Genomic DNA, 15,445 nt, shown 5'->3' on the forward strand with positions numbered 1-15,445 from the left:
ATCTAACGTAGATCATGAATAATCACAACGCTTTCTTAATTGCATTTTGCACATTTAGAAGGCATTTACAAAATTCAAGATAAGTATGGGGGAGGTTCATTCAGTTTATATAGGAGGTTTTTCAAAGTAGAAGAATTAGGTGAAAAGGTTCGTTAGATTTTTCTGAAGATTCCTATACAATCGGTTACTGTCATGTAGAAAGGCTATTCCTCTTTAGCCCTGAGTATATGGATTGTATTTATAATATTGTTGGATTCAGTATATGTAAATGGAGGGAGGTGGTATCAGGACAAATTGATAGTCCTAGGAATGAACCAGAGAGTCGGGAAGCACGAAAAGAGATGTGCAGTAAACGGATTATTTTTTGGGAAATAGTAGCATGAAAAGGGAGGGAATAATCATGAATCATTCCAGTGGTGAAATAGAGAAAAGAACGATCAGTAAAACGATGAAACGTATTCTTCCATTTATCTTGATCCTTTATATCATTGCTTACTTGGACAGGGTCAATTTAGGCTATGCTGCTTTACAAATGAATGCTGAATTAGCCTTATCCGCTGAAGTTTTTGGATTGCTTTCTGGTATTTTCTTCATAGGCTATTTCTTTTTTGAGGTTCCAAGCAACATGATCATGCATAAAGTGGGAGCTCGGATGTGGATTGCCCGTATAATGATTTCGTGGGGACTCGTGGTAATATTAACAGGCTTTGCACAAACAACGATGCATTTATACATTCTCCGTTTTCTATTAGGTGTCGCCGAAGCGGGTTTTTTTCCTGGTATTATTTTGTATTTAACTTATTGGTTCAGGGCCCGCGAAAGAGGACGGGCAACAGCGGTTTTGCTTTTAGCCTTACCGATTGGCGGATTGATTGGTGCGCCTGTGTCGACGTGGATTCTTGACAATATTTCCTGGTTTGGTATGGCAGGCTGGAGATGGATGTTCATCCTTGAGGGCATTCCGGCCATTATTATTGGAATTGTTGTTGTGTTCTATTTAACTAATAGACCGACTAACGCTAAATGGTTATCTAAGGAAGAAAGTGATTGGTTAGAAGGGGAATTGAGTGCGGAAAGAAAACTAAGCTCGAAAATAAATAAAGTCACAAAGCTTGATATGCTGAAAGATTCGAAAATATGGAAGTTGGCACTTTTCTATTTTGCAGGGTACACATCTATCTATGGATTGTCATTCTGGATGCCAACCATCATAAAATCTTTATCGGAAAATGCAACAACCAATTTAGAAATTGGATGGTTAGCAATGATTCCATCGTTAGTCGGTATACCTGCCGTTATGTTTGTAGGCTGGAATTCAGATCGGACCAATGCACATAAATCACACTTGCTCGTTTGTCTCATGATAGCAGTTATCGGTTTTATTGGATGCGGCTTTTCAGATAGTGTCTTTATGATGGTGCTTATGTTAACGATTACATCTTTCGGGTTATACGGTTTCAGTGGATGTTTCTTTGCATATATGACATTTTTCTTCACTGAATCCACTGCACCAGTTGGAATAGCCCTAGTCAATTCATTTGCGGCTTTAGGCGGTTTTGTAGGACCGATGATTCTCGGAACTGTTGCTTTTACTCAAGGTATGTTTATCTTATCTGGATTACTTGTAATAGGAGTCATCACCCTATTATCATTAAAATTGACAAGTGCTTCAGATGAAAACATCGTAAAAGAAGTTGAAGTCAATATTAATCAATTATAACTGATTTAAATGAAAATTAAATTGTGTGCCTTAAAAGGGATATAAAAAGTAACACCATTGAAAAGTGTAAGATTTTTCTCTGGTGTTTCTTTTTATTTTTTAATATAGTTGTATCGTAATGAAGGAACAAGCTCTTTTACTGCCCCACCCATTTTTTAGAAAGCGTGAATTGAAAACTTGGAAAGACGATTAATATACTAAGAATAAGAAACTCATGAACGAACAATAACTCGTATTTAGATTAATGGTAAGTCTTTGTAAGATAGCAGTTATCTTCAGTAGTTGCTCTTAATGTTAGTTCCTTCTGTAAAAACTTTTAATAAATCCTAATGGATGAAGCTGCTCAACAAGACTTGTTCTTAACATTCTGTGTGGAATAGAATTGAAGGAAAGGTGAAAGCTTCTTAGAAAATAATTGTATTATTCATTTTCTTTTAAGGGCGACTTTAATGTATAGGTACGTTTCCTTGATGAAAGTTAAATGCAAGAAGAGATGAGGGAATAATGTGGAAATCCATTTGGTGGCAAAAGATGAGATAGAAGCTCAAGGAATCCGGTGGATAGTGGAGTCTCATCTTACTGGAGTTCGATTAATTCTGTGGAAAACAATTGAGGAATTTGAAGTGGGTATGCAAAATCAGCAACCAGAATTCGTCATTTTGGATATGGATTTATGGACGAGTGAAAGTGAGATGTTGGGTGTGAAGTTAAAGCAACGAGGTATTCGATGGTTAGGAGTTTCATCTGAGCGAATCTTTCAAACTGCATATCGAGCGCTTCGTTTTCGTGCGGAAGATGTTTTATTCCGTCCTTTTTCTTCTGTAGACTTAGTAAAACATATTCAACAATTACGTTATCAATTGAGAAACGGTCAAGGTTATCTCTCAAATAACACAATGGAAGTAGAGAATACGTTGGCCATCGGTTACCCTGATTTCTTTTTGACAGAGCGGAGACATAACAGTAGGTTAACGATGGTCGCATTTTTGACACCTCATCATAACACGCTTCCTTTAGTTTATGATGAATTACAACGTTATTCTTTTACCGGCAATAATCAAATATTTGCGTTATCGGATTTTATTTTATGCGTCCAGGAAACTAAGGAAGTCGATGTATATAAGGAAGAGTATCAAGCGTTTCTTGCTCACTGGAAAGAACGTATGGATGAGCCTCTTGCCATAATAATCAAAGTAGCAACTTCAGATGATTCGTTAAAAAATACATACCAGCAAACTCGTGAATTGACGAGGCGAATTTTTTTCGAAGGTTATGATATTATTTTAGCAGAAAGTCAACAAATGTCCTCTCAAGAGATGGATCCATTTCTCACTCCTCTGGAACAACGGCAATGGATTGAAATGCTTGAAAGACGAGATACGAAAGCGATTAGGAATTGGGTCGAGCATGAATTTCTGACTTTTCAGCAACCATACCCTGACCCTGAAATAGTTCGCATTCGCCTTACAAGTGTTCTTGCACAGATCAGGAGGCATATGAAATCATACAACCTCCAAAACTCTTCTTTAGAAGCAATCTATCATGAAGTTTTTCAGCAAATAGTACATAAACCAGTTATTTATCAAATTGTTAAAGAGCTGCTTATGTTTACCACCCGTTTGCTTCTTCAGGATCATGAGCAATTACAAAATGGGGCGCGCACACTTGTGGAAAAAGCAAGGGAGTTAATTGAGTCTAACTATTGGGATGCCCAATGGAGTTTATCAACATGCGCTGATGCGCTTCGTATTAATAAAAGCACTCTAAGCCGTCGTTTTGCAGCCGAATCCGGTCAGTCTTTTCGCAATACCCTGCATCAAGTTCGAATTAGAGAGGCTAAACGTCTATTAAAGGAATCGGATTTATCATTGGAAGAAATTGCACAATTAACGGGTTATGCACATCAAACATATTTTAATGCAAAATTCAAACTGCTTGAAGCATGTACACCATCTGCTTATCGGTCTGGATTATGAAAAAAAGCGATTCAGCTAATACTGAATCGCTTTTTTATTTGGCTACTAAAATGAAAAAAATTGAAATTTATTATAAAAATATAAAATAAATAAAAAAATATGAAAACCATTCATAAAAATATCATCAAATTATAATAAATTAATTGAATTTTTAGTTTAAAATGAAAATATAACACATCAAGGAGGTTGTAAAAAATGAATGCTAATACAAAAAACAAGGTTATACGATATGAAGGTACAGATTTGAATACAAAAGGGTGGCAACAAGAGGCCGTCCTTCGAATGTTGATGAATAATTTAGATCCAGAAGTAGCTGAACGCCCAGAAGATCTTGTGGTATACGGTGGAATTGGAAAAGCAGCTCGTAACTGGGAGTGCTTTGATGCAATTGTCAAATCACTGAAAGAACTGGAAGACAATGAAACTTTACTTGTTCAATCTGGAAAACCGGTTGCTATTTTTAAAACTCATACCGATGCACCACGTGTACTTATTGCAAATTCGAACATTGTCCCGGCTTATGCAAATTGGGAAACATTCCATGAACTCGATAAAAAAGGGTTGATGATGTATGGACAAATGACAGCTGGCAGCTGGATATATATCGGTTCTCAAGGAATTGTACAAGGAACTTACGAAACATTCGCGGAGCTAGCGAAGCAGCATTTCAATAATACTTTAAGAGGCACTATCACAGTAACAGCGGGTCTTGGCGGTATGGGTGGGGCACAGCCGCTAGCCGTAACAATGAACGGCGGTGTCTGTATCGGAATTGATGTAGATGAGACAAGAATTGACCGGAGAATTGAAACTCGTTACACGGATGTGAAAACGGATTCATTAGAAGAGGCCATCCGTTTAGCTATAGAAGCAAAACAAGCAGGAAAAGCTTTATCCATTGGTCTGATTGGGAATGCTTCTGACATTCTTCCTGAAATGATTGCGAGAAACTTTATCCCGGACGTGTTAACCGATCAAACATCTGCACACGACCCACTAAACGGTTATACACCTTCAAGTATGTCATTTGAAGCAGCAGCTGAATTGCGCAAATCGAATCCAGAAGAGTATGTAAAACGCTCTAAAGCTTCTATGGCCAAACATGTAAGAGCAATGCTTGAAATGATGGAAAAAGGTGCAGTGACGTTTGACTATGGCAATAACATTAGACAAGTGGCGAAAGATGAAGGGGTGGAAAATGCATTTGACTTCCCTGGATTTGTTCCAGCTTATATCCGCCCACAATTCTGTGAAGGAAAAGGTCCTTTCCGTTGGGTAGCACTGTCTGGAGATCCTGAAGACATATATAAAACAGATCAGGCGATTTTACGTGAATTTGCAGATAATGAACATTTATGCAATTGGATTAAAATGGCTCAGGAAAAAATTCAATTCCAAGGCCTCCCTTCTAGGATTTGCTGGCTGGGGTATGGCGAGCGTGCCCGTTTCGGAAAAATTCTAAATGATATGGTCGCGAGCGGAGAATTAAAGGCACCAATAGTAATTGGGCGTGATCATCTGGATTCAGGCTCTGTTGCTTCGCCAAATCGTGAAACAGAAGCAATGAAAGACGGCTCAGATGTGGTAGCTGACTGGCCAATTTTAAATGCTATGGTGAACGCAGTGGGCGGAGCTACCTGGGTATCCGTACATCACGGTGGTGGAGTAGGAATGGGTTACTCACTACATGCAGGTGTGGTTATTGTGGCTGACGGTACAAAAGAAGCAGGGGCTCGCATTGAACGTGTATTGACAACAGACCCGGGTATGGGTGTAGTGCGACATGTGGATGCAGGATATGAATTAGCAGAGAAAACTGCTCGTGAAAAAGGAATTAATATCCCAATGCTTGATAAAGGAAAAGATAAGTCATGACAAAACCAATATGGATAAAATATGCAGCAAATCTCGCTACTCTTGCATCAGTAAAAAAAGGTCCCCGTTCAAAAGAGGCTATGTCTGACCTTGGATTGATCGAAGATGGCAGCTTGTGGATGGAAAATGGCTTGATCCAAGCTGTCGGTACGACTAAAGAAATAGAGGAACTTTTTGCAGATAGATTGCAAGAAGCTGAAGTTTTCGATGCGTCTGGCCATCTTGTAACACCGGGTCTAGTGGATCCCCATACGCATGTTGTATATGGCGGGAGTCGAGCAAGTGAATTTGAAATGCGTCTTGAAGGTGCAACATATATGGACATTATGAATGCGGGTGGCGGTATCCATGCAACCACCCGTATGACAAGGGAAGCAAGTGAAGAAGAATTGATGGAACAAACCATACGTCGACTTGATTCGTTTCTCGCTCATGGTGTGACAACGGTGGAAGGAAAAAGCGGTTACGGTATGAATCTGGAAACCGAGTTGAAACAGTTGCGTGTGATGAAAAAGCTTCAGGAAAAGCATCCTATTGATCTTGTTCCAACTTTTATGGGAGCACATGCGGTGCCGAATGAGTTTAAAGGTCGTGAAGATGACTTTGTCGATCATTTGATTAATGAAATGCTTCCCATTGTAGCAATAGAAAAGCTGGCAGAGTTTAATGATGTATTTTGTGAAAAAGGCGTGTTTACACCTGAACAATCGGAGCGGATTCTAGAGGCGGGAAAAAATTACGGTTTGATTCCTAAAATTCATGCTGATGAAATTGAGTCTTATGGTGGCGCAGAATTAGCTGCGAAAATAGGAGCTATTTCAGCCGAGCATTTATTGAAAGCTTCAGAAGAGGGCATTCAAGATATGGCCAAATCAGGAACGATTGCCTGCCTCCTTCCAGCCACAGCGCTGTATTTACGTGAAGAGGCGGCTGCAGGAAGACGGATGATTGATGAAGGTGTAGCGGTGGCCATTTCGACGGATTGCAATCCCGGGTCCTCACCGACGACTTCTATGCCCCTTGTTATGAATCTAGCATGCATCTCGATGCGGCTCACCCCAGCAGAAGCATTAACGGCGGCGACATACAATGCTGCTTGTGCGATCAATAGGCAGGAAAAGGTAGGATCGCTGGAAGTCGGAAAACAAGCAGATGTTGTTTTATGGAATGTAGAAAACTATCAGGAATTGCAATATTTATTTGGAGTTAACCACGTTAAGTCCGTATGGAAAAAAGGCGTACAAGTGGTGAAATAATATAGAGAAAGAATGACTTCAAAAGCCTGATGATCTTGGAATGTACCAGAAGAAGATACGCCTTACCTTATCCTTTATGGAGCACCCATTTCACGGTCCTTCATCAGTGTATCAGGAGCCTCTTTATATCCGCTGGAATTTCGGCGGATGTGAAAAGGCTTTGTTACCTACAACTTGGATGAAAAAGTGGGTCTAACAGAATTCCGAGTTGTCAATGCAGGAGATATACTTGATATTTTAGTTGCGCTGGGTGTACATGCTTCTACCCATGGTGGAATGCCAGCTAATGAGTTGATTGATATTTTACTAGATATTGGCCAGCACCCGATTGTCATGCAAATTGATTTCGTCTGTCTTGATCCGAGCAAAGCCTATAAGGGTGCCGAAACAGTCAAAGTTAGGGTATGCATAGCTGCAATTTATTACAGGTTGCATAATACAGACTAGATAAAGGGTCTTTTGATTACTGTTTTTATGTTTAAAATCAGTAAGTATTGCTGCTCTCTATCACACATCAAGGGGGGAACTACATGTTGAGAAATAAATATCGTTACTTTATTATTTTTATGATTATTCTTATTACAATCATAAATTATATTGATAGAGGTGCACTTTCATATGCCCAAGCTGAAATCATCAAGGAGTTCAATTTAGATCCAGTAAGTTGGGGAGCAATCTTAGGATATTTTGGATATGGTTATATATTCGGAGCGCTATTTGGTGGTGCTTTAGCAGATAAGAAAGGTCCTAAATTTATGTGGATCATTGCTGGAACTACATGGTCTTTTTTTGAAATTGGGACAATATTCGCAGGTCATATAGGTGCAGCATTATTTGGAGGTTCTGCATTGGCAGGATTTGCGGTGTTTCGTGTTTTATTTGGGTTCGCTGAAGGACCTACCTTATCAACAATGAACCGAACTATGGCAAACTGGGTATCTCCTAAAGAAAAAGGGTTTGCTGTAGCACTTGGATTAGTTGGGACGCCAATTGGAGCATTAATTACTGCACCCATCGTAGTAGGTCTTCTAACATTCACTAACTGGAAAGTAACATTTGTTATTCTCGGTTTATTAGGTTTTATTTGGGTAGTAATTTGGAACAAAGTATTTACAAACCTACCTGAAGATCATCCAAGAGTCTCGAAAACCGAACTAGAAGAAATTCGAAGTGCAGATATATTAATTAAAGGCGAAACGAAATTAGACGAACAAATAAATGTACCGTGGTATCATTTTTTTAAAAACCCTACGTTAGTAATGAATGCCATTGGATATTTTGCCTTTTTATATGTAAATATTTTATTACTTACATGGACTCCCAAATATCTGCAAGATGAATTTAATTATTCACTTTCATCTCTTTCATATATTGGTATGATTCCCTGGGTAGGAGCTATTATCACTGGATTATTAGGTGGTAAAATCTCGGATATATTACGTAGAAAAACAGGGAATTTACGTATTGCTAGATCTTGGTTCACAGTAGTTTCCTTATTTTGTACAGCTGTTTGTTTTATGTTGATCCCAACTGTTGAGAGTGCAGCAGCAGTACTTGCATTAATGTGTATAGGCAATGCCTTTAATTATTTACCAAATTCTATCTATTGGATTGTTGTTCTTGATACAGAGCCAAATAAAGCAGGAACTTTTGGGGGAGTAACTCATTTTATTGCGAATCTAGCTACTATTATTGCACCGACCCTAACAGGAAGTCTTGTAGCAAAACATGGATATAATGCAATGTTTATTGCAGCATCCATTGCAGTAACAATAGGAATGATAGCCATGGTTTTTGTGAAACCAGGTAAACAAAGTAACTCGTCTAAATCAACCAATGATATGGTCAGTTAAAAACATAGTCTTTCTAGGAAATAGGGTTTCAACAAAGATAGTAAATTAGAAAGAAGAGATTAAGACCAATAAATAAGAACTTACAGCTTAAAAGGAGCAATGGTTACGGCGATTGCTCCTTTTTTGTAAGATGATGCTAAAAGAGAAACAATAAATATTGATATAAGAGAGGTTGGATTAGCTTCTTAATCCAAGATAAGTGGATGTTGCATTGGATGTTTTCTTTTTTGACAATCCTTTACACATCCTTTCTCTTGATTTCCGCTTCATGGATTAGTACGAGACACAAAGCAAATGTTCTATTTGTATGATGCGTCTCAAAATTGTTTTTCTAAATATTTTTAATCCTCCACTGCAATAGAAAAGACAACGAGGGATAAATTTAATTACTAATAATGGGGTGGATATCATGTCAATTATAAAGACTTCGGAGAGCTTATCCGAGGAACAGAAAAAGGAAAATGAATCACTAGATTTATTTCTTTCAACACAAACGGTCATCAAAGAGGCGCTGAATAAACTAGGTTACTCAAACGAATTATTTGAATTATTAAAAGAGCCTCTTCGAATGCTGACAGTTCGTATACCTGTCAAAATGGACGATGGTTCTGTTAAAGTTTTCACCGGCTACCGTTCTCAACATAATGATGCTGTAGGACCTACGAAAGGAGGCGTTCGCTTCCATCCAGAAGTAAATGAAAATGAGGTAAAAGCATTATCCATTTGGATGAGTTTAAAGTGCGGCATTACTGATCTTCCTTACGGCGGGGGAAAAGGTGGTATTATTTGCGACCCAAGGGTAATGTCGTTTGGAGAACTTGAGAGATTAAGTCGTGGATATGTTCGTGCTATTAGCCAAATTGTTGGCCCTACAAAAGATATACCAGCACCTGATATGTATACGAATTCTCAAATAATGGCGTGGATGATGGATGAGTACAGCCGCCTTCGAGAATTCGATTCTCCTGGATTTATAACAGGAAAACCGATTGTATTAGGAGGGTCACAAGGTCGTGAAACGGCTACTGCACGTGGCGTAACTATTTGCATTGAAGAAGCGGGAAAGAAAAAAGGCATTGACTTACATGGTGCACGCATCATTATTCAAGGCTTTGGGAATGCAGGGAGCTTTCTGGCAAAATTTATGCATAATGCAGGAGCTATGGTGATCGGCATTTCTGATGCAAATGGTGCTCTTTATGATCCAAAAGGACTTGATATTGATTATTTGATTGATCGACGTGATAGTTTTGGAACAGTAACGAACTTATTTACCAATGTTATTACGAATCAAGAATTACTTGAAAAAGAATGTGACATTCTTGTACCGGCAGCTATTTCAAACCAGATTACAGCACAAAATGCCCATCGTATTAAGGCATCGATTGTGGTGGAGGCAGCAAATGGGCCAACAACCCTCGAAGCAACCAAAATATTGGATGAAAGAGGAGTCCTCCTTGTTCCGGATATATTGGCAAGTGCCGGTGGGGTAACTGTTTCTTACTTCGAATGGGTTCAAAATAATCAAGGGTATTATTGGTCAGAGGAAGAGGTTGTTGAAAAACTGCGTAAAGTAATGATTGATTCTTTTGAAAATATTTATCAAAACGCACAGGTTTATAAAGTGGATATGCGTTTAGCCGCCTATATGGTTGGAATTAAAAAGTCGGCTGAAGCTTCGTCTTTCCGTGGCTGGGTATAAAATGTGAAAATCTCTATTTAAATAGGAAAATAAGGGGTTTAAAATAAAATCTTCTAAGGGGAGGGAATTTTTATGTGGATAATCACTGTCCATGCGAAGAACAGTATAAAAATGTTTGAGTATGACACTGAAAAGGAAGCACGGGCAAAATTCGAGAGAATACAAGGGTGTAAAATCCTTAGTGAAGTCATTTATTTCAATGATTATTGTTTAGCTTAATCATGATAGTTTCGGTTCCATAGGTGATTTGGTAGAAGACTCTTTTATAGAAAATTGAGGATAGTTGCAAGTATTTGCAAAATGATGAGATCTATAATACTTGAGTTACATTAGTTTGGCACAAAAGAGATAATACTAGCGAAATTTTCGTTATAAGTGTTTATATTTATAAATGTTTTGTGTTTTTTAATAAAAATACAATAGAAGTATAATATAAATAATAAGATAATCATTAATTTATAATATTTTTTGTGAGATTTTCATAATAAAATTAGGTTCATAGCTAGGAGGTAAAAGTATATCAAAGCGATAACAAATGGTGAAATAATGAATGTACAGTATGCTGGAGTTGGCATTTTGTATATAGATTATTCATTTTGAATTAGTTGTTGCGGAGGCAGGGAAATTTAGTAATTTTGTTGGAATATGTCCTAACTGATATTTCATTGTAAAGTATTTTTTTAAGTTGATATATCTGAAAAATCTAAAAATGGAGGGGATTCTTTGAGCGAACAAAAATTCACGATTGACGATGCACCATTTAAAAAGTTTCATTTTCGTATTGCTGGCCTTACTTTTGGATCAAGCTTCTGTGATGGTTATTCACTTGGAATCATCGCGATGGCTCTGACAGTACTTGGTCCTCAATTGGAGCTAAATGCAATGTGGACGGGATTGATCGGAAGTTCTGCATTAGTCGGTCTTTTTGCGGGAGCTTTGGTACTTGGAAGGCTTTCTGATCGTATAGGCAGGCAGAAAATCTTTCTCGTAAACTTTTTACTTATCACGATTGCTACTATTTTACAATTTTTTGTTAGTAGTCCAGAAGAGCTTTTGATTTTACGGTTACTAATTGGTTTTGGACTTGGAGGAGATTACGCTGTCGGTACGACTTTACTCGCCGAGTTTTCACCAAAAAAGTATCGCTCCTCGCTCCTCGCGTCTATAAACGTAGTATGGACGCTTGGATATGTAGCATCAAACTTTGTTGGTCATTACTTGGGACAGGTTGGTTCAGACTCATGGCGTTGGATGCTTGTTAGTGCTGCTTTTCCCGCTATTGTGGTTTTAATCTTACGAATAGGAACGCCTGAATCACCAAGATGGCTTGTCAGCATGGGGCGTGTCGAAGAAGCTCGCCAGATTGTAAAGAAACACCTTGGATCGAACGTTGAAATGGGTGAAACGACTACTGGTACTGAAAATCAAAAGACTCTAGGATTTCGTGGACTTTTCAGTAAAAAGCTTCGTAAGCGTTTGGCTTTTGGTGGAATATTCAAATTAACTCTTGTTATTCCGTACTTTGCAATCTACACTTTCCTACCGTCCATACTAAGTACAATGGGTTTTGAACAAAACTTTTTTGCCGATACAATGTTAAATCTATTCTTGCTTATTGGGGCAATTTTTGGTCTTTGGTTGCTTGCAAAATTTTCACGTAGAGGATTTACCATTGGGGCTTTTACTATCCTTACTGTTTCATTGTTTTCACTCAGCTTCTTACATAATGGTTCTCAATTCTTAATGTTGATAGCCTTCTTGATCTTTACATTTTTCATGTCAGCAGCATCAAACCTTACATTAGTATACCCAGCAGAGCTTTTTCCAACTGAGATTCGTGGATCTGGAATAGGTATGGTAACAGCAATTAGTCGGATTGGTTCTGCAATTGGAACATTTCTGCTGCCTATTAGTCTAAATTCATTCGGATTGGGTACTTCAATGATTGGTATGGCTGTAGTTCTGCTAATCGGTTTGATTGTATCGATTGCCTGGGCACCTGAAACGAAGAATCTTTCCTTACATGAAGCAAGTGACCCTTTGCTTGAAGCGGGTAACTCTCCGAAAGGAACTGATATTCTCTTTACAGAAAATAAGAAAATAACATAAGATTATTTTCTAGTAAATAATTGAGAAGAAACGTTACTATCGTCTCCTTGTTTAATCTTGAATATATTTTCGAAAGGAGAGGAGTGTTGAATCATGACAACAATAAATTGTATACACCCTAAAGATATTAAAGAGGTTGTACTTGGGGATGGTGCTATCTCAATCCAAGAAGTGATTGCGGTTGCTAGATATGGGGCGATCGTTTCCTTTACTCAAACATATTGTGATAGGGTGGATAAATCCCGTAGCCTAATAGACAAGTTTTTAGATGAAAATCGATTGATTTATGGTGTAACAACAGGATTTGGCAGTAATATGACAGAGGTAATTTCTTCTGAAGATGCAGAAACTCTTCAACGAAATATTATTCGTTCTCATGCAGTTTCTGTTGGACCGCCTCTAGAAAGAGAAGTAGTGAGAGCCATTCAATTGATGATTCTTGTGAATTTAGGTCAAGGTTTTTCAGGAGTCAGATTAAAAGTATTAAATCTAATTGCTTCACTTTTAAATCACGATATTATTCCGTTTGTTCCAGGTGATGGGTCAGTGGGATATCTTTCTCCTGAAGCTCACATGGCCTTAGTAGTGATTGGAGAGGGGAAGGCATGGTATAAAGATGAGCTCATCCCTGGAATAGAAGCGTTAGAGAAAGCTGGATTAGCACCTGTTACGTTGGGTGCTAAAGAAGGATTGGCACTTACAAGTGGAACTACTTCTGTCACAGCTATGGCTATCTTGGCCTTATACAATAGCATGCAAGCAGCGAAAACTGCCGACATTACGGGAGCTATGTCCTTAGAAGTGCTAAAAGGTACAATTAAAGCATTTGATCCTCGTTCCCATACCGTAAAGAAACATGAGGAACAGGCTAAGACAGCCAGAAATGTAACAAGAATACTTGAGGGCAGCCAAATCATTGATACATACAAGGAACATAGATTACAAGATGCGCTTAGCATACGATGTATTCCACAAGTTCATGGTGCCATAAAGAGAGTATTGAAGGATGCTGCGGTTACTATTGAGAATGAGATGAACTCTGCAAGTGACAATCCAATTATATTTCCGGAAGAGGAAGATGGAATTGCACTCATGGGTGGAAATTTTGATGGTTCCTACGTAGGAATCTACGCGGATACGATGTGCATTGCCTTAGCGAATTTAGCGAAAATTACCGAACGAAGAATTGATCGTCTAGTAAACCATCACCTTAGTGAACTTCCTAATTTCTTAGTAGTTAATCCAGGGTTAAATAGCGGCTACATGATTCCACAATATACAGCTGCGGGACTATTGAATGAGATTAGAGTTCTTTCACATCCTGCAACCGTAGATAATGTCCCAACATGCGCTAACCAAGAAGACCTGATAAGTTTTGCCTATTATGCTTCGAAGAAAGCATATCAGATTTCAAAGAAACTTGAATATATTTTAGCCATTGAGCTTATGACGGCCACGCAAGCAATGGATTTTCATCACCCCTTGAAACCGTCGCCGATTACGGAAAGTGTGTACCATTTAATACGCGACCAAGTCCCAATGGTAAAAGAAGATCGATTTTTTTATCCTGATATCGAAACGATTTATGAGCAAATTCACGAAGGAGAAATAGTCAAACTAGTCGAAATGAAGATTGGTGAAATTGAGTTCTAAAACTATAGTGGAAGCTGTTTTACTCTAACCAATCTAAGTAAAGCGGCTTCCTTTTTTATCTTTCATCAAGTTAGGAATTTATTATTTTCACGCTTATAGCAGAAAGCATAGTTTTTTCACAACTATACTATCTAAAATGCTTAATCACCTAATTTAGGAGGAGTAAAGTAAAAATGCATTATGATGTAATTGTCATTGGAGCTGGATCTATGGGAATGTCCGCAGGATATTTCCTATCTAAAAATGGAAAAAAGGTATTATTATTAGACTCTTATGTTCCTCCTCATAATAAAGGTAGTCATCATGGAGAAACAAGAATTATAAGACATGCTTATGGTGAAGGGGAAGAGTATGTTTCTTTGGCACTTAAATCTCAAAAACTATGGAATGACTTAGAAAAACTTACGGATAAACAGTTATTTCTTCCAACAGGTGTACTGAATGCAGGCAGTCAAAAATCCACATTTATTAAGCAAGTAATCGCAAGTTCAAATAAATTTAATTTACCTTTAGAAATCCTAGATTCAAATCAAATCCATAAAAGATGGCCAGGTATTTCACTACCAGAAGATTATATTGGTTGCTTTGAATCGACTTCGGGTGTGTTAAAAAGTGAAGAGTGTATTCGAGCGTATCAACAACTTGCGGAGTCACATGGTGCTAACATCATTGTGAATAGCCAAGTAAGGAAGATATGTGTTCATAGAAATGGGGTCACGATTAAAACTAATGAACAGACTTTCTACGCAGAAGCATTAGTTGTTGCAGCAGGAGCATGGTCACCAAAACTTTTAGCGATGTTAGACTTAAATGTTCCTCTAGCCCCTATCAGAAAAACATTTGCATGGTTTGAAGCAAATGAATTATATAATTACAAAAACTTTCCGGCCTTCACTTTTGATACGTCTGTAGGTACATACTATGGCTTTCCAAGTATAAATGACAGTGGTTTAAAATTAGGGAGACATGATGGGGGAAATTACATTAATCCTGATGATTCTATAGCAGGGTTTGGTGAATTGGATGAAGATGAGGGAGATTTGGTACAGTTCCTACAACAATTTATGCCTACCGGTCAAAAAATAAAATATGGGAAAAACTGCATCTATACAATGACCCCTGATGAGAACTTTATAGTGGATACCCATCCTAATTATCCACACATTGCTATTGCAGCAGGTTTCTCTGGACACGGGTTTAAATTCAGTAGTGTTATTGGAGAGATTTTAAGTGACCTTATTATTTCAGGTAAGAGTGAGAATGATATCTCAGTATTTTCTATAAATCGATTTAATTAAAAA

At 38.0% G+C, this 15,445-nt stretch carries 11 protein-coding genes; all 11 read left to right on the plus strand.

All coding sequences use genetic code 11. The features are described from left to right. The first annotated feature begins 400 nt into the window (after positions 1-400). The 11 genes from NST21_RS12175 (at position 401) to solA (ending at position 15,442) form a co-directional block, all read left to right on the plus strand. Positions 401-1,720, plus strand: coding sequence for an MFS transporter (locus NST21_RS12175; protein ID WP_053345797.1), 1,320 nt, complete (start codon positions 401-403; stop codon positions 1,718-1,720). 506 nt (positions 1,721-2,226) lie between these two features. Then, positions 2,227-3,696, plus strand: a complete 1,470-nt coding sequence (locus tag NST21_RS12180) for a response regulator transcription factor (protein WP_340889334.1) — start codon at positions 2,227-2,229, stop codon at positions 3,694-3,696. Between the two features lie 195 nt (positions 3,697-3,891). Next, positions 3,892-5,571 (plus strand): urocanate hydratase, encoded by a 1,680-nt coding sequence (gene hutU, locus NST21_RS12185; protein ID WP_057215142.1) that lies wholly within the window; start codon positions 3,892-3,894, stop codon positions 5,569-5,571. Beyond that, positions 5,568-6,827, plus strand: coding sequence for an imidazolonepropionase (gene hutI, locus NST21_RS12190; RefSeq protein WP_340889335.1), 1,260 nt, complete (start codon positions 5,568-5,570; stop codon positions 6,825-6,827). The genes hutU and hutI overlap by 4 nt, the downstream gene beginning before the upstream one ends. Before the next feature lie 186 nt (positions 6,828-7,013). Beyond that, positions 7,014-7,274 carry an arginase family protein gene (locus NST21_RS12195; RefSeq protein WP_340889337.1) on the plus strand — a complete coding sequence of 87 codons (261 nt, stop codon included), beginning with the start codon at positions 7,014-7,016 and terminating at the stop codon, positions 7,272-7,274. Positions 7,275-7,357: 83 nt separating this feature from the next. Further along, entirely contained in the window at positions 7,358-8,680 is a 1,323-nt protein-coding gene (locus tag NST21_RS12200) for an MFS transporter (RefSeq protein ID WP_201224740.1), read from the plus strand. A 409-nt stretch (positions 8,681-9,089) separates the two neighbouring features. Then, entirely contained in the window at positions 9,090-10,382 is a 1,293-nt protein-coding gene (locus tag NST21_RS12205) for a Glu/Leu/Phe/Val family dehydrogenase (RefSeq protein WP_201180865.1), read from the plus strand. Between the two features lie 72 nt (positions 10,383-10,454). Then, a complete protein-coding gene (locus NST21_RS12210; protein ID WP_162878834.1) occupies positions 10,455-10,601 on the plus strand; it encodes a hypothetical protein in 147 nt (48 codons plus the stop codon). A 504-nt stretch (positions 10,602-11,105) separates the two neighbouring features. Continuing rightward, positions 11,106-12,491, plus strand: coding sequence for an MFS transporter (locus NST21_RS12215; RefSeq protein WP_340889339.1), 1,386 nt, complete (start codon positions 11,106-11,108; stop codon positions 12,489-12,491). Between the two features lie 93 nt (positions 12,492-12,584). Further along, positions 12,585-14,144 (plus strand): histidine ammonia-lyase, encoded by a 1,560-nt coding sequence (hutH, locus tag NST21_RS12220; protein WP_340889340.1) that lies wholly within the window; start codon positions 12,585-12,587, stop codon positions 14,142-14,144. Positions 14,145-14,317: 173 nt separating this feature from the next. Then, positions 14,318-15,442, plus strand: a complete 1,125-nt coding sequence (solA, locus tag NST21_RS12225) for an N-methyl-L-tryptophan oxidase (protein WP_340889341.1) — start codon at positions 14,318-14,320, stop codon at positions 15,440-15,442. Positions 15,443-15,445: the final 3 nt, after the last annotated feature.

Origin of the sequence: Peribacillus sp. FSL K6-1552, assembly GCF_038005205.1 — a bacterium.
Taxonomy (GTDB): Bacteria; Bacillota; Bacilli; order Bacillales; family DSM-1321; genus Peribacillus; species Peribacillus butanolivorans.